The 16,433-nt window shown below is 69.6% G+C and carries 24 protein-coding genes; 12 read left to right on the plus strand and 12 right to left on the minus strand.

Going from position 1 to position 16,433, the window contains the following annotated elements:
• Window positions 1-38: 38 nt before the first annotated feature.
• Window positions 39-605 (plus strand): TetR/AcrR family transcriptional regulator, encoded by a 567-nt coding sequence (locus tag JOD27_RS30925; protein WP_204765820.1) that lies wholly within the window; start codon window positions 39-41, stop codon window positions 603-605.
• Here the strand turns inward: JOD27_RS30925 and JOD27_RS30930 are convergent.
• On the minus strand, window positions 602-1,867 hold the full coding sequence (locus JOD27_RS30930; protein ID WP_204765821.1) for an ArgE/DapE family deacylase: 1,266 nt from the start codon (window positions 1,865-1,867) through the stop codon (window positions 602-604). The two genes, JOD27_RS30925 and JOD27_RS30930, sit on opposite strands and share 4 nt — an antisense overlap.
• Before the next feature lie 125 nt (window positions 1,868-1,992).
• On the opposite strand from JOD27_RS30930, the gene JOD27_RS30935 reads away from it, so the two are divergent.
• Window positions 1,993-2,430, plus strand: coding sequence for an Lrp/AsnC family transcriptional regulator (locus JOD27_RS30935; protein WP_204765822.1), 438 nt, complete (start codon window positions 1,993-1,995; stop codon window positions 2,428-2,430).
• A 40-nt stretch (window positions 2,431-2,470) separates the two neighbouring features.
• On the opposite strand, the gene JOD27_RS30940 is transcribed toward JOD27_RS30935, so the two are convergent.
• Entirely contained in the window at window positions 2,471-3,037 is a 567-nt protein-coding gene (locus JOD27_RS30940) for a TetR/AcrR family transcriptional regulator (protein WP_204765823.1), read from the minus strand.
• Window positions 3,038-3,103: 66 nt separating this feature from the next.
• Between JOD27_RS30940 and JOD27_RS30945 the strand changes: the two genes are divergently transcribed.
• Window positions 3,104-3,595 carry an FBP domain-containing protein gene (locus JOD27_RS30945; protein ID WP_204765824.1) on the plus strand — a complete coding sequence of 164 codons (492 nt, stop codon included), beginning with the start codon at window positions 3,104-3,106 and terminating at the stop codon, window positions 3,593-3,595.
• 5 nt (window positions 3,596-3,600) lie between these two features.
• Here JOD27_RS30945 and JOD27_RS30950 read toward each other — a convergent pair whose 3' ends face one another.
• Entirely contained in the window at window positions 3,601-3,777 is a 177-nt protein-coding gene (locus JOD27_RS30950) for a hypothetical protein (RefSeq protein ID WP_204765825.1), read from the minus strand.
• A 127-nt stretch (window positions 3,778-3,904) separates the two neighbouring features.
• Window positions 3,905-4,114 (minus strand): hypothetical protein, encoded by a 210-nt coding sequence (locus tag JOD27_RS30955; protein WP_204765826.1) that lies wholly within the window; start codon window positions 4,112-4,114, stop codon window positions 3,905-3,907.
• A gap of 75 nt (window positions 4,115-4,189) precedes the next feature.
• On the opposite strand from JOD27_RS30955, the gene JOD27_RS30960 reads away from it, so the two are divergent.
• A complete protein-coding gene (locus tag JOD27_RS30960; protein WP_204765827.1) occupies window positions 4,190-4,594 on the plus strand; it encodes a hypothetical protein in 405 nt (134 codons plus the stop codon).
• Here JOD27_RS30960 and JOD27_RS30965 read toward each other — a convergent pair whose 3' ends face one another.
• From JOD27_RS30965 to JOD27_RS30975, 3 genes are read right to left on the minus strand one after another with little or no spacing between them, the layout of a single operon-like run.
• A complete protein-coding gene (locus tag JOD27_RS30965) occupies window positions 4,595-5,047 on the minus strand; it encodes an SRPBCC family protein (protein WP_204765828.1) in 453 nt (150 codons plus the stop codon).
• Window positions 5,044-5,385 carry an ArsR/SmtB family transcription factor gene (locus tag JOD27_RS30970; RefSeq protein ID WP_204765829.1) on the minus strand — a complete coding sequence of 114 codons (342 nt, stop codon included), beginning with the start codon at window positions 5,383-5,385 and terminating at the stop codon, window positions 5,044-5,046. The genes JOD27_RS30965 and JOD27_RS30970 overlap by 4 nt, the downstream gene beginning before the upstream one ends.
• Window positions 5,382-5,828 carry an SRPBCC domain-containing protein gene (locus tag JOD27_RS30975; protein WP_204765830.1) on the minus strand — a complete coding sequence of 149 codons (447 nt, stop codon included), beginning with the start codon at window positions 5,826-5,828 and terminating at the stop codon, window positions 5,382-5,384. The genes JOD27_RS30970 and JOD27_RS30975 overlap by 4 nt, the downstream gene beginning before the upstream one ends.
• A gap of 138 nt (window positions 5,829-5,966) precedes the next feature.
• On the opposite strand from JOD27_RS30975, the gene JOD27_RS30980 reads away from it, so the two are divergent.
• Entirely contained in the window at window positions 5,967-7,013 is a 1,047-nt protein-coding gene (locus JOD27_RS30980) for a M4 family metallopeptidase (protein WP_204765831.1), read from the plus strand.
• Window positions 7,014-7,084: 71 nt separating this feature from the next.
• Window positions 7,085-8,341: a tetratricopeptide repeat protein gene (locus tag JOD27_RS30985; protein ID WP_204765832.1), complete on the plus strand. Its 1,257-nt coding sequence runs from the start codon at window positions 7,085-7,087 to the stop codon at window positions 8,339-8,341.
• Window positions 8,342-8,343: 2 nt separating this feature from the next.
• On the opposite strand, the gene JOD27_RS30990 is transcribed toward JOD27_RS30985, so the two are convergent.
• The 3 genes from JOD27_RS30990 to JOD27_RS31000 form a co-directional block, all read right to left on the minus strand.
• Window positions 8,344-10,116, minus strand: coding sequence for a hypothetical protein (locus tag JOD27_RS30990; RefSeq protein ID WP_204765833.1), 1,773 nt, complete (start codon window positions 10,114-10,116; stop codon window positions 8,344-8,346).
• 295 nt (window positions 10,117-10,411) lie between these two features.
• Window positions 10,412-10,567: a DUF397 domain-containing protein gene (locus JOD27_RS30995; protein ID WP_204765834.1), complete on the minus strand. Its 156-nt coding sequence runs from the start codon at window positions 10,565-10,567 to the stop codon at window positions 10,412-10,414.
• Window positions 10,533-11,408, minus strand: coding sequence for a Scr1 family TA system antitoxin-like transcriptional regulator (locus JOD27_RS31000; protein WP_204765835.1), 876 nt, complete (start codon window positions 11,406-11,408; stop codon window positions 10,533-10,535). The genes JOD27_RS30995 and JOD27_RS31000 overlap by 35 nt, the downstream gene beginning before the upstream one ends.
• 149 nt (window positions 11,409-11,557) lie before the next feature.
• Here JOD27_RS31000 and JOD27_RS31005 point away from each other — a divergent pair, with 149 nt between their 5' ends.
• From JOD27_RS31005 to JOD27_RS31015, 3 genes are read left to right on the plus strand one after another with little or no spacing between them, the layout of a single operon-like run.
• A complete protein-coding gene (locus JOD27_RS31005) occupies window positions 11,558-12,172 on the plus strand; it encodes a dihydrofolate reductase family protein (RefSeq protein ID WP_204765836.1) in 615 nt (204 codons plus the stop codon).
• 22 nt (window positions 12,173-12,194) lie between these two features.
• The gene (locus JOD27_RS31010; protein ID WP_204765837.1) at window positions 12,195-12,518 is read left to right on the plus strand and encodes a YciI family protein; all 324 of its coding nucleotides are present in this window, start codon (window positions 12,195-12,197) and stop codon (window positions 12,516-12,518) included.
• The gene (locus tag JOD27_RS31015; protein WP_204765838.1) at window positions 12,515-13,741 is read left to right on the plus strand and encodes an RNA polymerase sigma factor; all 1,227 of its coding nucleotides are present in this window, start codon (window positions 12,515-12,517) and stop codon (window positions 13,739-13,741) included. Before JOD27_RS31010 ends, JOD27_RS31015 begins: the two co-directional genes overlap by 4 nt.
• A 93-nt stretch (window positions 13,742-13,834) precedes the next feature.
• Here JOD27_RS31015 and JOD27_RS31020 read toward each other — a convergent pair whose 3' ends face one another.
• The gene (locus JOD27_RS31020; protein ID WP_204765839.1) at window positions 13,835-14,416 is read right to left on the minus strand and encodes a hypothetical protein; all 582 of its coding nucleotides are present in this window, start codon (window positions 14,414-14,416) and stop codon (window positions 13,835-13,837) included.
• 39 nt (window positions 14,417-14,455) lie between these two features.
• Between JOD27_RS31020 and JOD27_RS31025 the strand changes: the two genes are divergently transcribed.
• Genes JOD27_RS31025 through JOD27_RS31035 form a run of 3 tightly spaced genes read left to right on the plus strand, consistent with a single transcriptional unit; the run spans window position 14,456 to window position 16,017 of the window.
• Complete coding sequence (locus JOD27_RS31025; protein WP_204765840.1) at window positions 14,456-14,824, plus strand: hypothetical protein; 369 nt, start codon at window positions 14,456-14,458, stop codon at window positions 14,822-14,824.
• 54 nt (window positions 14,825-14,878) lie between these two features.
• A complete protein-coding gene (locus JOD27_RS31030; RefSeq protein WP_204765841.1) occupies window positions 14,879-15,481 on the plus strand; it encodes a DsbA family protein in 603 nt (200 codons plus the stop codon).
• Window positions 15,478-16,017 carry a vitamin K epoxide reductase family protein gene (locus tag JOD27_RS31035; protein ID WP_204765842.1) on the plus strand — a complete coding sequence of 180 codons (540 nt, stop codon included), beginning with the start codon at window positions 15,478-15,480 and terminating at the stop codon, window positions 16,015-16,017. Before JOD27_RS31030 ends, JOD27_RS31035 begins: the two co-directional genes overlap by 4 nt.
• 48 nt (window positions 16,018-16,065) lie before the next feature.
• Here the strand turns inward: JOD27_RS31035 and JOD27_RS31040 are convergent, their stop codons facing one another.
• A complete protein-coding gene (locus JOD27_RS31040) occupies window positions 16,066-16,326 on the minus strand; it encodes a hypothetical protein (RefSeq protein ID WP_204765843.1) in 261 nt (86 codons plus the stop codon).
• Window positions 16,327-16,433 lie beyond the last annotated feature (107 nt).

Here is a 16,433-nt window from a genome sequence, read left to right on the forward strand (position 1 = left end):
CCCTGGAGTTCACTCCAGCCCGGAAAACCGGAGACACGATGACAGGATCGGTCAGCCCGCGACGCGCGGACACGCGGCGCAACCACGAGCGCATCCTCGCGGTGGCCGCGGAGTCCCTGTCGTCCTCGGCGGAGCTGTCGTTCAACGCCATCGCGAAACAGGCCGAGGTCGGCGTCGGCACGGTGTACCGGCACTTCCCGACGCCCGAGGCGCTCATCCTCGCGGTCTACCAGCGCGAGGTCGATCACCTGGTGAACGTCGTGCCGCGCCTGCTCGCCGAGTACCAGCCCGAGGAGGCCTTCCGGGTCTGGACCACCGACTACCTGGCGCACTACATGATGAGCAAGCGCGGCCTGGCCAACGCGCTGACCGTCGCGACCAGGTCACGCGGACAGCTGCCGGTGAGCGCGTACGAGGCGATGGTCGGCGCCGTCACCACCCTGCTCAAGGCGAACGCCGACGCCGGGAACGTCCGCGACGGCCTCGACCCGCAGACGGTGCTGCGAGGGCTCGCCGGGCTGCTCTATCTCGGCCCTGACGAGGACTGGCGCGGGGAGACCGCGGCCCTGACCGACCTGCTGTGGCGCGGCATGCGCAAGGACTAGCGGCACCCGACCGCGCGCAGCGTCGCCAGCACCAGGGCCCGCGTGACGGTGACGACCTCGCCGGCGTGAACCTGTTCGCGCGGGCCGTGCGCGAGCCGGACGTCACCGGGCCCGTACTGCAGCGTGGGAATCCCCGCCCCGGCGTACAGCCGCAGGTCACTGCCGTAGGGAGCACCTCGCTCGGCAGGCCTCGACCCACCAGTGACGTCGGCGTGGGCGGCACCGACGAGCGCCGCGAGCGGATGTCCCGCGGGCAGCCGCCCGCTGGCGAACTGGCCGCCGGGCCACGTCACGGTCGCGGGATGCGATCGCAGCCACGGGTCCGCCGCGCACGCCTCCGCGACGCACTGCTCCAGATCAGCTCGCGCGTGAGCGGGGTCCTCTCCCAGCGCGACGCCCAGCCGTCCCTCGGCCACCAGCAGGTCGGGCACGCTGCTGGCCCAGTCACCGGCCTGCACGGTGCCGACCGACAACGGATACGGCACGGGGTACTCGGCCATCAACGGGTCGGCGCCGACGTTGCGACGGGCTTCGAGCCGCGCCAGCGCGTGGTGGATCGGCAGGTAGGCGTCGATGGCGCTGACCCCCGCGTACCTGGTGCTGCCGTGGGTGGCCCGGCCGGGCACCTCGATCCGGAACGTGAGCGCGCCGGCGTTCGCGGTCATGAGCGCGCCGCTGGTCGGTTCGGTGATGATGCAGGCGTCACCGGTGTGGCCGCGCCGCAACGTGCCGAACGCCCCGAGCCCGCCGTCCTCCTCGCTGACGACGAAGTGCGCGGCCACCCGGCCCCGCAGCCGGACGTCGGTCGCCCGGATCGCGGCCAGCGCGGCGAGGATCGCCACCACACCGGCCTTCATGTCGCACGCACCTCTGGCGTGCACCACCTCCCCGACGACCCGCGGACGGAACGGATCACCCTCCCACTGCGCGAGGTCACCGGGAGGGACGACGTCGACGTGGCCCTGCAGGATCAACGCCGGCCCGTCGTCGTGTCCTCGGCTGCCGACCAGGCCCCAGGCTTCCGCGCGCGGGGCCTCGCCACCGGGGAAGTCGTCGTGCGCCCGCAGTTCGGGCAGGTTCATCGACCACAGGTCGACGTCGAGGTCCAGCCGCTCCAGGTGCCCGGCCAGCACGTGCTGCAACTCCGACTCCGCCGCGCTGCCCGTCACGCTCGGCACCTCGAGAAGCTCCAGCAACAACCGGCCGATCGCCGCGGAATCCACCGCGGCCAGCGCCGCCGCTTCGACATCGTTCATGGTCATGAGCCGGAAGAGTAGGGTCAGCTGACCTGCGCAAACAATCGTCATTTGCGGCGAACCACAGCGAGTTTCCTGCAAAGTCAGCGGCCCTATGGCGCTTTTTTGCGCCACACCTGATGCTCACCGGCATGGACGTCATCGACGAAGCGATCATCCGGTGCGTGGTGCGCAACGCCCGTGCCACCTACGCCGAGATCGGCAAGGCCGCCGGACTGTCCCCGTCCGCGGCCAAGCGACGGCTCGACCGCCTCGTGGCGACCGGGGCGATCCGGGGCTTCACCGCGCTGGTCGACCCGCAGGCGCTGGCCTGGCACACCGAGGCGTTCGTCGAGGTCTACTGCGCGGGCAACCCCACGCCGGCCGACCTGCGCCAGGCGCTGGACGACATCCCCGAGGTCATCGACGCCTGCACCGTCTCGGGTGCCGCCGACGCGATGCTCTACCTGCTCGCCAGGGACATCCCGCACCTCGAGCAGGCCATCCAGCGCGTGCGCTCCACTGCTCCCGTGCAACGGACCGAGAGCGCGATCGTGCTGTCCCGGCTGCTGAACCGGCCGCGCCTGTGACCTCGGCCACCACGACGATCAAGGAGGGTGACCCGTCTAGCTAGGCGGGCCAGGAGCGCAGCACGGTGTCGAGCGCGTCGACGGCACGGGTCCACGACGCCTCGACCCCGCGCGGGTGGCTGTGGAACGCCCCGGAGCGTTCCAGCGAGACGTAGCCGTGGAACGTGCTGTGCAGCAGCCGCACGGCGTCGGTCTGATGGGGTTCCCACAGGTCGTAGCCGCGCAGGATCGCACGGGTCATCTCGGCGTGCTTGCCGGCGGCGCTGGTCGCGGCGGTGTCCGGGTCCAGCGCCAGCTGCGTCGCCGCGTACCGGCCGGGGTGCTCGTGGGCATATCGCCGATAGGCGGTGGCGAAGGCGACCAGCGCGTCCTTGCCGGACCGTCCCGCGATCGCCTCGGCTACCCGGTCCGCGAGCTCGGCCAGTGCCAGCACCGCGAGGCGGACACGCAGGTCGTGGGCGTTGCGGATGTGCGAGTAGAGGGAGGCGTCCTTCACGCCGAAGTGGCGGGCGAGCGCCGACACCGTCACGTTCTCGAGGCCGACCTCGTCCGCCAGCTCCGCCGCCGCCTGCGTGAGGCGGTCGGCGGTGAGCCCCGCGCGTGCCATGCGCCACCTTCCTAGAGTCCTTAATAATTTGCCTAGGACCTCTAGGTAAGCCTAGCGTCCCTGGTCGTGAAGCCGCTGACCGAACACGACATCCGCACGTCCTTCGTCAATTCCACCAAGGGCGAGGCGAAGCGCATGCACGTCCCCAGGGATCTCGCCGAACGGCCGTGGGACGACCTCGACTTCCTCGGCTGGCGCGACCCGGCCGCACCGGACCGGTCGTATCTCGTGATCGACCTGGACGGACGGCTCGTCGGCGTCGCGCTGCGCCGGGCGACGCAGGCGGGACGAGCCCGCAAGACGATGTGCGCGTGGTGCCTGACCACGCATTCGGGCGACGGCGTGTCGCTGATGACCGCGCGCAAGGCCGGGAAATCGGGACAGCTGGGCAACTCCGTCGGCGCCTACGTGTGCGCCGACCTGCAGTGCTCGCTGTACGTGCGCGGAAAGAAGAGCGCGGGACCCGGCTCGCGTTTCCACGAGTCGATCACCTGGGAAGAACAGGCCGCGAGGATCGTCACCGGGGTGGCGGCGTTCCTCTCACGGGTGGAGTCGTGAGCTGCTCAGAGCTCGAGCACCAGTTCGGCTGTGCACGCACGCGCGCAGGGCCACGGGTCGCCGCACGCGGTGCAGCCGGTCGTCGCGGGCAGGTGCGTGTCGAGCACCTGGACCGCTCTGATCCGGTAGCGCTCCAGGTCCGATTCCCAGTCGTGCCGGGAGGACGCGGTCGCACTCGTCATGGTCATCAGTCCTCGGGTTGAGCTGTTGGATAACAGAATGCACCTGGAACGACGCAATCGGGTGGCTATTTCCGCAAACACGACCATCGGCGGGTCGCGAAGCGAATCACGGCCCGATCGCGGGGCATCATGTCCGCATGGACGTACCGCCGCTGGTGGCCGCGGCCGCGCGTGGTGACCAGAGCTCTGGCAGGTGTTCGAGGAACTGCCGGACCGCTGCCGCCGCCTGCTGCGCGTACTGATCGCGTCGCCGCCGCCTGCTGCGCGTACTGATCGCGTCGCCGCCGCCTTCGTACGCCGATGTCGCGCTCGCCCTGGACGTGCCCGTCGGCAGCATCGGCCCCGTCCGGCAGCGCTGCCTGGGCCGACTGAAAGCGCTGGTCAGGGGTGACTCGCTGGTGGAGAGACGGTCATGAACGACGACGACCTCCTCGACGTCCTGCGCGCCACCGCCGACGAGTTCGACCCGGTCCCTGCGGGCGTGCTCCGCGACGCGAGCGCGGCGCTGGCGTTGCGGATCGACGCCGAACTGGCCGAGCTCGTCGGGTCCGAGGCCTTGGTGCGCGGCGAGGGACCGGTGACGCTCACCTTCGAGTCCGAGCAGGTGACGGTCAGCCTGGAGATCAGCGATGGCGTCGTTCGCGGGCTGGTCACCGGCGCCGAAGGTGAGGCGGTGGTGGAGACGCCGCACTCACGCCGTGCGGCGCCTCTCACCGATGGCTGGTTCACCGTGACCGAGGTGCCGTCCGGACTGGTCCGGGTCCGGGTGACGGCGAGCGACGGCACCCCGGTCGTCACGCAGTGGGTACGCGGCTGATCACCAGGGGTCGGGCAGGCCCTGTCCGGTGGTGATCAGGCTGCGCAGGCTGCCGTTGACGTAGTGCAGCCAGCCCGTGGAGCACGCGTCGTAGCACTCGACGTCCGGCACCAGGCCGACGTGCGTGAACCGCAGTTCGGTGCCACCGTCCGCGGGGACGATGTCGAACACGACGTCGCTGCCGGTCCACTCGGCGGGTTCCGAGACGAACGACAGGTGGCTGTCGACGACCCGCCACACCACGCGGCGGCCTGGTTCGAGCTCGGTCACGCGCTGACGGCTGTAGTGCTGCGGCGGATGCCGGTAGGTGAACTCGGCACCCACCTCGTCGGCGCGCCCCTCGACCTCCCCCGTCCACCAGGCGCGGACGTCCAGGACGGCGGCGAACACCTCGTCCGGCGACTGCTCGACGATGTACGACGTGGTGTAGCCGCGATCGGTTCGTGTGGTCATGACTCTCCCCCTTGTTCCTTGCCGCGCTGGATCCGCTCGGCGATCCGCTTGATCCGCTGCAGCCGGGCGTCCCAGGTGGCGCCGACCGCCGACAGCTGGGCGACCGCGCGGGCCAGCTGGTTCTCGTCCACCTCGTAGCGGCGCTCACGACCCGCCGGCGTCACGTGCACCAGGCCGACCCGGTCGAGCACGCCGAGATGCTTGGCCACCGCCTGCCGGGTGACCGGCAGCTGATCGCTGAGCGTGGTCGCCGTCCCGCCGCCGTCGGCGAGCAGCAGGTCGAGCATCCGCCGCCGCGTCGGATCTCCGACCGCGGACCACAGGTCGTCGTCGATCATGGTCGCGCGACCAGCTTCTCGGCGTAGGTGACCAGGCGCGGCAGGAAGTGGTCCCAGCCCTGGACGTGATCGGCGTAGGCCTTCTCCAGCACCGCGGCTTCCCACCCGCGCTCGCGGAAGCCGGTCTCCTTGAAGCGCAACAGGGTTCCGTCGCCGTCCTCGACGATGTCCATCGTGACGAGCAGCGAGTTGCCCTCCTCGTACACCCAGCGGAACGCGAACCGGCGGGGCGGGTCGGCCTCGACGACGGTCAGCTGTTCGACCTTCGCGTCCGGCGAGGCAGGGTCGCCGAAGACGATCCTGCCGGTGCCGCCGGGCACCGGATCGAGCTCCGCGTCGTCGGGCCACCACTCGCGCAGGTGCTCGGCGGAACTGACGACCTCGTAGACGACCTCGGGGCTCGCGTCGATGCGCAGCTCCCGTTCGATGCTTCCGAACTCCATGGGACCCTCCCGGCAATATGCAACCAACGGTTGCGCATCAACCTAGCCGGGCCGCCGCTCTAACGCAACCTTCAGTTGCGCATGTATTTCAGGGCCGATTCCGACCTCTCTGCTGGTACAAGAAGGGGGAACACGTCCATGGTCTGCTTCATCCTGCCCGCCCACCTGCTGATCGAGCTCGCGGAAGCCGGCAACGTCGACATCCGCGACACCATCCCGACCCTGCTCGCCTCGGCCGCCCTGCGAGCCCAGCGCGACACGCTCACCCAGGCCGTCCAGTTCCTGGACCTCAACGCCGCGCAGCTGCGCGGACCCGCCAGCGAGTTCAAGGCGGTGCACGACGTCCAGGGCGGCGACGAACGCAACCTGCCCGGCGTCATGCGCCGCAAGGAAGGCGACGGCGCCGTGGGCGACCCGTCCGTCAACGACGCGTTCGACAACGCCGACAAGACCTACGACTTCTACCGGGACGTGCTGGGCCGCCACAGCGTCGACGGCAACGGACTCAAACTCGTCTCGTCGGTCCACTTCGGCCGCGGCTTCGACAACGCGTTCTGGGACGGCACGCAGATGGTCTACGGCGACGGCAGCGGCAAGGTCTTCCAGCCTGGTGCTCTCGCCCGCGACGTCTCCGTGGTGGGCCACGAAATCACGCACGGCGTCGTCCAGTACACGGCGGGCCTGCGCTACCGCAAGCAGTCCGGCGCCCTCAACGAGTCGATGGCCGACGTCTTCGGCTCCCTGGTCAAGCAGCACGCGCTCGGCCAGTCCGCCGACCAGGCCGACTGGCTCGTCGGCGCGGGCATCCTCGGCACGCAGCTGCAGGGTGTGGCGCTGCGGTCGATGAAGGACCCCGGCACGGCCCACCAGCTCGACCGCCAGCCCGCCCACATGCGCGCGTACGTCGACCTGCCCGACGACGGCAACCCGCGCAACGACAACGGCGGCGTGCACATCAACTCCGGCATCCCCAACAAGGCGTTCTACCTGACGGCGACCCGGCTGGGCGGCAACGCCTGGGAGAAGGCGGGCAAGGTCTGGTACGACGCGCTCGCCACCAGGCTCCGGGTGAACTCGGACTTCGCCGAGGCGGCCGCGGCGACCGTCGCGTCGGCCCAGGCCCTGTTCGGAGCCGACGTGGCGAACGTCGTCCGCTCGTCCTGGAACGACGTCGGCGTGAGCTGAACGGATGTCATTGATCTGGCACCTGCCGTTCGCCCGTTCCGCCGATATGATCAATCTCGGGGAGGGGCGGAATGGAATGGTCGAGCGAGATCTCCGGCATCGTCATCCAGACCGGCGAAATACGCTTCGAGCTCCCCTCGCCCGGTGCGCCGCCACCACCCGAACCTCACGACCTTCCGGACGTGCGGCTCGATCCTGACGCCGCCGAGGAGGCCTACGAGAAGGCCCGCCGACTGGAATGGGACGCGGTCGGCCCCGCCGACCTCCCCGAGATCGAACACCTGCTGAAGCTCGCCGCGGCGTCCGGGCACGCGGACGCCATGGCCAAGCTGGGACTCATCGCGGAGGGCCGAACGCGTGCCCAGCTGGCAGGCGAGCTCGCGGATCGGCCGACCCCGGCGCAGGTGGAGGCGGCCGAACGCTGGTACCGGCGGTCCGCGCAACACGGCAGCGGCTTCGGCGCCCTGCACCTCGGCCGGATCGAGGAAGAAGAGCACGGCAACGCAACGCAAGCCCTCAGCTGGTACGAGAAGGCCGCCAACCGGGGTTTCGGGGTCGCGCGGGAGCGATACGACGGTCTGCGGAAGAGGTTGTCGCTGGGCCTCGGTGCCCTGGCCGGAAGGAAACCCATGAGCATCGCACATCCCGCGTTCGTCCAGTGGATCCAGGACGAGTGGGAGGGCAACGAGGCCCTGGCCACCGCGTTCTGCCTGGGCGCGCTCGCCGAGGCGTGCGGCGGCCCGTACGGCGAATGGGGCACGCTGTCCCAAGACGAGCAGATACTGCTCCTCCAGCACTTCAGCGCCCTGCACCCCACCAAGATCACGCTGCCCGCGGTGGCGTTCGAGTACCAGGAGGGCATCGGCGACGGCAACCTGCGCCGCGTCGCCGCGCGGATCGCCGCGGATCCGCTGCTGCCCGCCAACGAGTTCGCCCCTGTCTGGTGGCAGCGCAAGCTCGAAGGCAAGATCAGCAGGCAGGAGTTCGTCTACCACGTCGAGCTGACGATCGAGGACTACGACCAGTGGCACGCGCTGCTGGTCCAGCTCATCGAGGACCTCGGGCGCAACGAACGCCACCGCGCGAACGTCCTCGACCTCAAGCTGATCTGCAACGAACTCGCCGCCCGGCGCTCCACCTCCCTGCCCGCGCTCGGCGGCCACGACCTGCGGGAGTTCTTCCTGGTCCTCACGCCGGAGCAATGGGATCTGCTGCTGCGCATCGGCGACATCTGCATGAACGACCAGGGCGCTCCAGAGGACTTCCGCGAGTTCTGGCGCGGCATCGACGCGACGCTGCGAGCGGCGCCGACCGAGCCGTTCGAATAGCCTCAGGACTTGATCAGGCGCAGGTGCTCCCGCAGGCGGACGTGCCGGAACTGGTAGGCAGGCCCGTTCGCCCGCAGGACACCACGCCGACGTGCGTCGTCGAGGAACGTCATGAGCCGCCACGGGACGTCGCCCTTCAGCGCCAGCCACGTCCTGGCTGTCACGTACGACATCCACGCCGTGCGTCCCGCGGCGGCGACGCACCCGACCACGACCACGAACGACCCGGCGAAGTAACCCGCTGCCGCGAGACCGAGCCACAGCACGCACAGTCCGCGGTCCTGGCGCAGCAGGATCCTGCCGTCGAGCAGCGTGACGTCACGCGGACGGAACCTCTCCGCGACCGCCATGCCCCCGATCCACGTCAGGCCCCCGGCGCACACCGCAGCCAGGTACCCGAACGCGGACAACGCAGGTTGCCGGAGAAGGTCGGTCGCGAAAACGCCACCTGCCGCGACCGCGACCGCCGCGATCCACGTGATCAGGCGGGCCAGGTGGTGCGGGCTCAACCGGGTCACGGTCGGCCGCGTGGGCACGACCGGCCGGGCGCGCGAGGTGATCGCGACGAAGCTGACCACCGCGACCACCAGCGCCGGGCCGAGACTCCGCTGTCCGATCGCCAGCACCGCGAGGCTCACCGCCGCGCCGGTGACCCAGCGCGGTGTGGCCAGCGTCAGGTGCCACCACGCGAACTCGTGGCCCGGCCACCTCGCGAGGAACGTCAGCCAGCGCACCACGTCCTCGGCCTGCCACCTGGAGGGCCGGTGCTGCGGCAGATACGTGTCGACGACTTCGACCCGTGGCCCGTAGACGGTCGGTACGTACGCGTTCAGCAGATGACGCTCGACCTCCTCCCCCGTCGAAAACGCCAGCAGCTCACGAGGTTCGCTCCGCGGTGACGCGTAGGCGGTGCGGGCGAGGTGGACCATCAGCGGACTCGACAACACCTCGGCGACATCGTCGAACGGCTCCGCGACCAGCACGTCGGTGACCGGCCGCCACCTCGCGTCGAGCCGCGTTTCGCCAACGTGCGCGGCAACGGCGTCCGCGCTCACCGGCGCGAGTTGCACCACCGCCGCACCGCTGAGGAACGTCCCGGAGCGCGCCACCGCCGCGTGGTACTCGCCGCTGCGGCACGTCACCACGACAGGACGGGTGCCGGAAGCCCTGTTCACGCCGTCCAGCGCGGCCACGTGCAGGTGCACGGGAAGTTCGTCCAGCCCGTCCGCGACGACCATCACCCGGCCATCCGCAACCAGCCGCGCGGCGACGTCCCGCCCCAGCGCCGGGTAGTCCTCGCCGAGCCGCCGGATCGCCCAGGCGTCGAAGTGCTCCGCAGTGGGATCCCACGATGCCGCGGCCAGCAGGATCGGCACCGGCTCGCCGCGGCACGGGTTCTCCAGCAGGTCCAGCGTCAGCAGCAGCGCCGCGACCGTCTTGCCCGCGCCGGGCTCACCGAGCACGACGAGCTGACGACGTGCCAGGCCGCGGAACGTCGAGGCGATCTCACGCACGTCGCCCCGGACGGGTTCCTGCCTGCTGCCACTCGTGCTCCAGAACCGCAGCCGCAGCGGCGCCGGCTGCCGCAACGCCCGGTTCTCCGCCTCCGTCGTCCACTGCCGGCGCACCGCGGTCGCGAGCTGCTGAGCGGCGAGGTCGAGCGGGGTGGCGCCGGGAGCGTGCAGGTGCACGTCGCCGTGGATGTGCCCGGTCTGGACGACCTGACCGCTCACCTGATCGGCGTACAGCTCGTTGCGCACCTCGTCCGGCTCCACTCGGCCATCCTGCCGCACGGTGATCGGCGGGTCGGGTCGGGAACCCGGGTCGTCGCCACGAACTTAAGCGGAAGCGGCGAAATGGCCGCCGTCGTCTTCGGCGACACCGCCGCACGGTTGCGCATCGCATCGCACCGACCGCGGCCGCCCGCCGGAGACATCAGCGCACAGCACGCCGACCGTCGTTTACCCTGCTACCCAAGGAGATCCGCGTCGGCAGCGCCGTCGCCAAGGACCTCTACTGCGAGACCAACCCGACCGCCGCTGTCGGGGGGATCGGGTTCGACGCTCTACGTCAGGACCTGACCAGACGCAGCAGAAGCGTCCACTGGGCGGCCGTGAGCGGAAGCTCGACCGACGGGGCCTTGCTGTCCCGGATGCCGACGCCTCGGCCCACTTCGACGCAGTTGCCGTCACTAGCGCTGTAGCTGCTCTTGCGCCACCTGGTCATCACGCGTCTCCTCACCGATGATGTCGGTGATCAGCTTCCTCGTCTGGACCTCGTCCAACGCCGTCCGATCGAGTGACTTCAGCACGGTGTCGTAGCGGTCAACAGAAGTCTGATCTTCGAGGAAGACGTTAGCGCCCTCGCTTTCGACGTAGACGATGGCCGGAATCTTCTTGAACTCGAGGCGATCGAAGTCTCCCGCCAGCCCGGCATGTGGTCCGTACGCGGTGGCGATCAGGCGAATCGTGAGATAGGGCCGAACAGACAGGCGTAGCAGGTGGTGCAGTTGCTCCGCCATGACGCTCGGGTTTCCGACCGGCAGCCGAAGCGCCTGCTCGTGCATGTAGATGGTGACTTTTCGGCTTCCGTCGAGAACGGCGGTCTGGCGCACGACCCTGTTTTCGACCAATGCCCGTGCCTCGGGCTCGGGTAGCGGCTTGGCGAGGGCGAGGTGCCAGGTGTAGTCGGGGACCTGCACCAAGCCGTGCACGACGTTCATCGACCAACCGGCGATGTCCGATGCGATCCTTTCGTGCTCTCGCAACGTGCGAACCCGCTCCGTCATGCCGGAACCGCTGGGCTGCAACCAGTCCCTGATGTGGGCGTCGTGGTGCAATGCCATGAGGTGTGCGAACTCATCGGGCGGCGTGCGCAGCAGACCGAGGAGCTGAGCGAGCTCCAGGTCGGTCACACCCTCCTTGCCGTTGATGAGTTCGGAGACCTTGGCCTCCTGCCAGCCCAGCAACTCGGCCGCGGCGCGGTTGGTCAAGCCAGCCGCCCGCAGCAGCGCCCGTATCGCGTCGCCGAACTCGCGGCCGCGCACCGTTGATCTCCGCAAAGGCATGCAGGGGACGGTAGAACCGCGCGTCCGTTTGGCTCCACCCATCCGCCGCAGATCAACCTGAAAGCATGCTGTTTGGCGGTCTTCCAAAGTTTTCCCAGAAACTTCGAGAGCGGCTGTCGGATCGGGGCCGTGGTGTTCGTAGCAGTGTCATGAAGCTGACGACCATGACGCAGGTGACCATCGACGGAGTCGTGCAGGGCAACGGCGGCGCGTCGGACGAAGACCGCAGGAACGGGTTCGAGCGCGGCGGCTGGGCTCTGGGCAGGGGCGACGAGCAGACCCGCGAGTACATCAACCGGACGTATCAGCGCGCGGACGCGTTCCTGTTCGGCAGGCGGACCTATGAGCTGTTCCAGGCTTCGTGGGGGTCTTTGACGGAACAGGACGTCCCCGGCTGGGAGCGCGTGCTGCGGGCGTTGAACGAGCGGCCCAGGTACGTGGCATCGGCGAAGATCTCCGATCCGGTGTGGCCGGGCACGACCGTGCTGGACGATGTGGCCGCCATCGCGGAGCTGAAGGCCAAGCCGGGCGGTGAGGTGCAGGTGCACGGCAGCGGCACGCTGGTCCGGTGGCTGCTCGAGCACGACCTGGTCGACGAGATGTGCCTGGTCACCATCCCGGTGATCGTCGGGCAGGGCGCGCGGCTGTTCCCCGAGACCGGGCCGGACCTCGCGCTCGACCTGGTCGAGTCGCAGGTCGACTCGAAGGGCGTGACGATCCAGGTCTTCCGGCCTGCCGGGCGCCCGCAGTACCCGACGTCCTGACAGCACAGGAGAGGATCTTCCGATGCGGTATCTGGTGTCTGTCATCGGCGACAGGGAAAACCCCGGCAGCGCGGACCGGCGGCCTGCGATCAGCGAGTTCAACGAACGGCTGATGGCCGAGGGCTACTGGGTGTTCGCGGGCGGGCTCGCCGACACCGACACGGCCACGGTCGTCGACAACCGGGGCGAGCAGGCGGTGTTCAGCGACGGGCCCTTCACGGAGTCGAAGGAGTACCTCGCCGGCGTGTGGGTGTGGGAGGTCCCCGATCTGGACGTGGCGCTGAAGCTCGCGAGCGAGGCGTCCAAGGTCTGTGACCGCAAGATCGAGGTGCGGCCGTTCCTGTGAACGACGCGGAAGAGGCGGTCACCCGTGCCCACCGGAAGGAGTGGGCACGGGTGGTGGCCGCGCTGACGAAGCGTTTCGGTGACCTCGACCTCGCGGAGGAGGCGGCGGCGGAGGCGTTCGCGACGGCCGTCGAGCGGTGGCCTGTCGACGGCGTGCCGCCCAACCCCGGCGCCTGGCTGACCACCACCGCCAACCGCAGGGCCATCGACCGGATCCGGCGCGAGAACAAGCGCGACGACAAGCAGAAGGAGGCTCAGTCCATGCATCACGACGATCCGCCTGAGCCCCTGGGCGCCATCGACGACGACCGGCTCCGGCTGATCTTCACCTGCTGTCACCCGGCGCTGGCGGTGGAGGCCCGCGTGGCGCTGACGTTGCGGATGGTCGGCGGTCTGACCGTGCCCGAGATCGCCCGCGCCTTCCTGGTGGCCGAAAGTGCCGTGGGGCAACGGATCACCCGCGCGAAAGCCAAGATCAAGGCCGCTCGTATCCCGTACCGCGTGCCGTCGGCCGAAGACCTCCCGTCCCGCGTCACCGGCGTTCTCACGGTGCTGTACCTGGTGTTCAACGAGGGCTACCTGGCCACCGGGCCCGACACCGATCCCGTGCGGCAGGATCTGACGACCGAGGCGATCCGGCTCACCCGCCTGATCCGCGCGCTGCTGCCGGACAACGGTGAGGTGGCCGGGCTGCTGGCGTTGATGCTGCTCATCGAAGCCCGCCGCCCCGCCCGTGTCTCGGCGGGTGGCGAGCTGGTCGCCCTCGACGAGCAGGACCGCGGGGCCTGGGACACGGCGTTGATCGCCGAGGGACACCGGCTGGTGCGCGAGCGCCTCGCCACCGGGCAGCCTCCCGGCCGCTACCAGGTCCTCGCCGCGATCAACGCCGTGCACACCTCCGCCCGCGACATCCGCGACACCGACTGGTCCCAGGTCGTCGCGCTCTACGACCAGCTCGTCCGGCTCGACGCCTCGCCGATCGTGGCGCTCAACCGGGCCATCGCGGTCGCCGAGCTCGACGGGCCGGAGGTCGCGCTCGCGGCCGTCGACCGGCTGGACGGCGCGTTGGCCGGCTACCACGCGTACCACGTCACCCGTGCCGATCTGCTGCGCCGGCTGGGCAGGAGTCAGCAGTCGCGTGAGGCCTACGACAAGGCGATCGAACTGGCGGGCAACAGCGCCGAGGTCGCCTATCTGACCCGTCGCCGCGACCAGCTGGGATAGCGAGGGGCAGCGTCATCGTGCAGACCTGGGCCGATGTCCGTTTTGCGCAGGATCCTGGCGCCACCACAAGGTGGCATTCAGGGGCCTGCGCCGTCAGCGGGATCCGGACATCGCTTCGGCGGTCCCGCGGACTTCTTCCGCCTGTGCGCGGGTGAGTCGCCGGACGGCCCAGATGATCTCGCCGAGACCGGGCACCGCGATGCCTTCCGGGGTGACTCCGGTCAGCGTCCCGAGCACGTCGGCGGGGATGTCCAGCAGTGGCGCCAGGTCACCGAGCAAGTCAGGGGTGAGCTCCTTGCGACCGGTGCCCACGATGGCGTAGGTCGAGGCCGCCCAGTAGCGCCCGCCTCGCGTGATCTCCGCGACTGCGCGGGCGACCGCACTCTGGTCCATGTTCCTGTTGGAGAGCAACCGCATGACCAGGGCGCCCGGCCCTTCGCTGCGCACGAAATGGTCGAAGGACAGCGGCATCTCGGCGGGTTTCATGCGTTGTTGTCGCGGCAGTGAGTCCGCGAACGCCCGGACCTCTGCCCGCTGTTCGTCCGACAGGGGAAGGACGGCTCGGACGATTTTCGGCGTCTCGCCGCCGGCGAGACGGTCGTGCGGCATGAGGTCGGCCGGGACGGGCTGCCCGGCGAGGACCAGCCGGTCTGATTCGTGCAGTTTCTCCCCCATCCGATCAAGCGTAGGCGGCGGATCGCTACTCTGGATGACGTGCCCGGCACCCGCAGCTCGCGAACCCGCGCGTACCTCGCGCGGGTCCTCGCCGTGCTGGCGCTGGTGGCCGGGGTGGCGATGATGCAGGGCACCCCGTGCGAGACGGAGTTCGCCTGGACCGCGCAATGCCCCACGTCGAGCACCCAGGCGGTCGCGCACTCCGATCAGGCCGGTGACATCGGGTTGCTCGAGGGCATCCTCGTCGCGGGCGCGTGCCTTGTGGTGGCGCTCGCGGTGCTGGTCGGGTTCGCCGTGCTGCGGCGGTCCGGTTCGGTGCCGGTGCGCCTGGTGCCACCACCCGTGTGGTCACGTCCTTCACGTCGGCTGGAAGTGCGGCTGGCGCAGCTCTGCGTGCTGCGCACCTAGACCGATCCCGGTCTTCAGCCCGTCTTTTCCCGCCTTCGTGGAGGTTTCTTCGTCATGTCCAAGAACGCTCGTCTGTCCCTGATCGTCATCGCCGTCGCAGCGGTGGTGATCGCCGGCTTCTTCCTGTTCGGCCGCAACAACAACACGACCGCGGCACCGCAGTCCGGTGACGGCACGGTGTCCGTCGTCGAGTACCTCGACTTCCAGTGCCCGTACTGCCGCGCCGTCTCGTTCGACGTCGAGAAGCTCAAGACCGAGTACGGCGACCGCGTCTCGTTCAGCACCAAGCACTTCCCCATTCCCGGCCACCGCCACGGCGAGCTCGCCGCCGTCTCGGTCGAGGCGGCCGCGGCGCAGGGCAAGCGCGACGAGATGGCCAAGCTGGTGTTCGAGACGCAGCCGGAGTGGGGCGAGCAGCAGGCCTCGCAGCGCGCGACGTTCGTCGGCTTCGCGCAGCGGCTCGGGCTCGACACGGCGGCGTTCGAGAAGTCGCTGGACGACCAGGCGGTGCGCGAGCGGGTGCTGGCAGAGCGGGCGGAGGGCAGCAAGCTCGGGGTGAAGGGCACGCCGACGTTCTTCATCAACGGCAGCAAGTTCACCGGCACGCCCGCCTACGACTCGCTGAAGGCGGCGATCGACCGGGAGCTCGCGAAGTGAACCGGATCGTCGCCTGGGTGCTCGCGGTCGGCGGGTTCGTCGGCCTGGTCGCCTCGTTCGTGCTCACGATCGAGAAGATCGCGCTGCTCAAGGACCCGTTCTACGTGCCGACGTGCAGCATCAACCCGGTGCTGAGCTGCGGCTCGATCATGAAGACGCCGCAGGCGGAGCTGTTCGGGTTTCCGAACCCGTTGCTCGGCATCGCGGGGTTCGCGGTCGTGACGACGGTGGGTGTGCTGCTGCTCGCGGGCGTCTCGTTGCCGTCGTGGGTGTGGATCGGGCTGCAGGTCGGCGCCACGTTCGGGGTGCTGTTCGTGCACTGGCTGATCTACCAGAGCCTGTACGAGATCGGGGCGCTGTGCCCGTACTGCATGGTCGTGTGGGCGGTGACGATCCCGGTCTTCTGGTACACGACGCTGCGCAACATCCGGCCGGCGTTCCAGTACCACAGCGTCGTGCTGATCCTGTGGTACCTGGTGATCGGGGCCGGTGTGCTGCAGGCGTTCTGGTTCTACTGGTCCTCGCTCGTGTCCTAAATGGAGCGGAGGTGGCCGGTCGACCGGCCACCTCCGCGGATCACATCCTCACAGGTCCGCCCAGAGGAAGTACTGGTTGCTGTCGGCGTCCAGCAGGCAGCCGGTCTTCCAGCCGTGCGCCAACTGGTACTGGGCAGCATCCCTCCAGCAGTCCTGCCGGCCTTCCTCGTTGCCGGGGTACGGGCCGTCGATCACGCGCCACACCAAGACGGACATGTCGTCGTTGCCTGCCGCGGACGCCGTCGAGCCGAGTGCCGCGAGCCCGGCAAGCGTGATCGCGGCAGCGGACACCATCTTCGCGAACTTCATGTCTCCCCCAGAGACTCGGGAACTTGTTCGATTGCGAACGCTACCTCCGCGAGCCCTGTCAGGTGATCAAGGTGACCGCACAGTTGCCCACGATCTGCAGCAGTGGT

Origin of the sequence: Lentzea nigeriaca, from assembly GCF_016907955.1 — a bacterium.
In the GTDB taxonomy this organism is placed as follows: domain Bacteria; phylum Actinomycetota; class Actinomycetes; order Mycobacteriales; family Pseudonocardiaceae; genus Lentzea; species Lentzea nigeriaca.

What these genes read in the sequence shown, in the direction of transcription:
- JOD27_RS30925 (WP_204765820.1), top strand. Translation starts at nt 39, where the DNA reads ATGACAGGATCGGTCAGCCCGCGACGCGCGGACACGCGGCGCAACCAC.
- JOD27_RS30930 (WP_204765821.1), bottom strand. Translation starts at nt 1,867, where the DNA reads ATGACCATGAACGATGTCGAAGCGGCGGCGCTGGCCGCGGTGGATTCC.
- JOD27_RS30935 (WP_204765822.1), top strand. Translation starts at nt 1,993, where the DNA reads ATGGACGTCATCGACGAAGCGATCATCCGGTGCGTGGTGCGCAACGCC.
- JOD27_RS30940 (WP_204765823.1), bottom strand. Translation starts at nt 3,037, where the DNA reads ATGGCACGCGCGGGGCTCACCGCCGACCGCCTCACGCAGGCGGCGGCG.
- JOD27_RS30950 (WP_204765825.1), bottom strand. Translation starts at nt 3,777, where the DNA reads ATGACGAGTGCGACCGCGTCCTCCCGGCACGACTGGGAATCGGACCTG.
- JOD27_RS30955 (WP_204765826.1), bottom strand. Translation starts at nt 4,114, where the DNA reads ATGCTGCCGACGGGCACGTCCAGGGCGAGCGCGACATCGGCGTACGAA.
- JOD27_RS30960 (WP_204765827.1), top strand. Translation starts at nt 4,190, where the DNA reads ATGAACGACGACGACCTCCTCGACGTCCTGCGCGCCACCGCCGACGAG.
- JOD27_RS30965 (WP_204765828.1), bottom strand. Translation starts at nt 5,047, where the DNA reads ATGACCACACGAACCGATCGCGGCTACACCACGTCGTACATCGTCGAG.
- JOD27_RS30970 (WP_204765829.1), bottom strand. Translation starts at nt 5,385, where the DNA reads ATGATCGACGACGACCTGTGGTCCGCGGTCGGAGATCCGACGCGGCGG.
- JOD27_RS30975 (WP_204765830.1), bottom strand. Translation starts at nt 5,828, where the DNA reads ATGGAGTTCGGAAGCATCGAACGGGAGCTGCGCATCGACGCGAGCCCC.
- JOD27_RS30980 (WP_204765831.1), top strand. Translation starts at nt 5,967, where the DNA reads ATGGTCTGCTTCATCCTGCCCGCCCACCTGCTGATCGAGCTCGCGGAA.
- JOD27_RS30985 (WP_204765832.1), top strand. Translation starts at nt 7,085, where the DNA reads ATGGAATGGTCGAGCGAGATCTCCGGCATCGTCATCCAGACCGGCGAA.
- JOD27_RS30995 (WP_204765834.1), bottom strand. Translation starts at nt 10,567, where the DNA reads ATGACCAGGTGGCGCAAGAGCAGCTACAGCGCTAGTGACGGCAACTGC.
- JOD27_RS31000 (WP_204765835.1), bottom strand. Translation starts at nt 11,408, where the DNA reads ATGCCTTTGCGGAGATCAACGGTGCGCGGCCGCGAGTTCGGCGACGCG.
- JOD27_RS31005 (WP_204765836.1), top strand. Translation starts at nt 11,558, where the DNA reads ATGAAGCTGACGACCATGACGCAGGTGACCATCGACGGAGTCGTGCAG.
- JOD27_RS31010 (WP_204765837.1), top strand. Translation starts at nt 12,195, where the DNA reads ATGCGGTATCTGGTGTCTGTCATCGGCGACAGGGAAAACCCCGGCAGC.
- JOD27_RS31020 (WP_204765839.1), bottom strand. Translation starts at nt 14,416, where the DNA reads ATGGGGGAGAAACTGCACGAATCAGACCGGCTGGTCCTCGCCGGGCAG.
- JOD27_RS31030 (WP_204765841.1), top strand. Translation starts at nt 14,879, where the DNA reads ATGTCCAAGAACGCTCGTCTGTCCCTGATCGTCATCGCCGTCGCAGCG.
- JOD27_RS31040 (WP_204765843.1), bottom strand. Translation starts at nt 16,326, where the DNA reads ATGAAGTTCGCGAAGATGGTGTCCGCTGCCGCGATCACGCTTGCCGGG.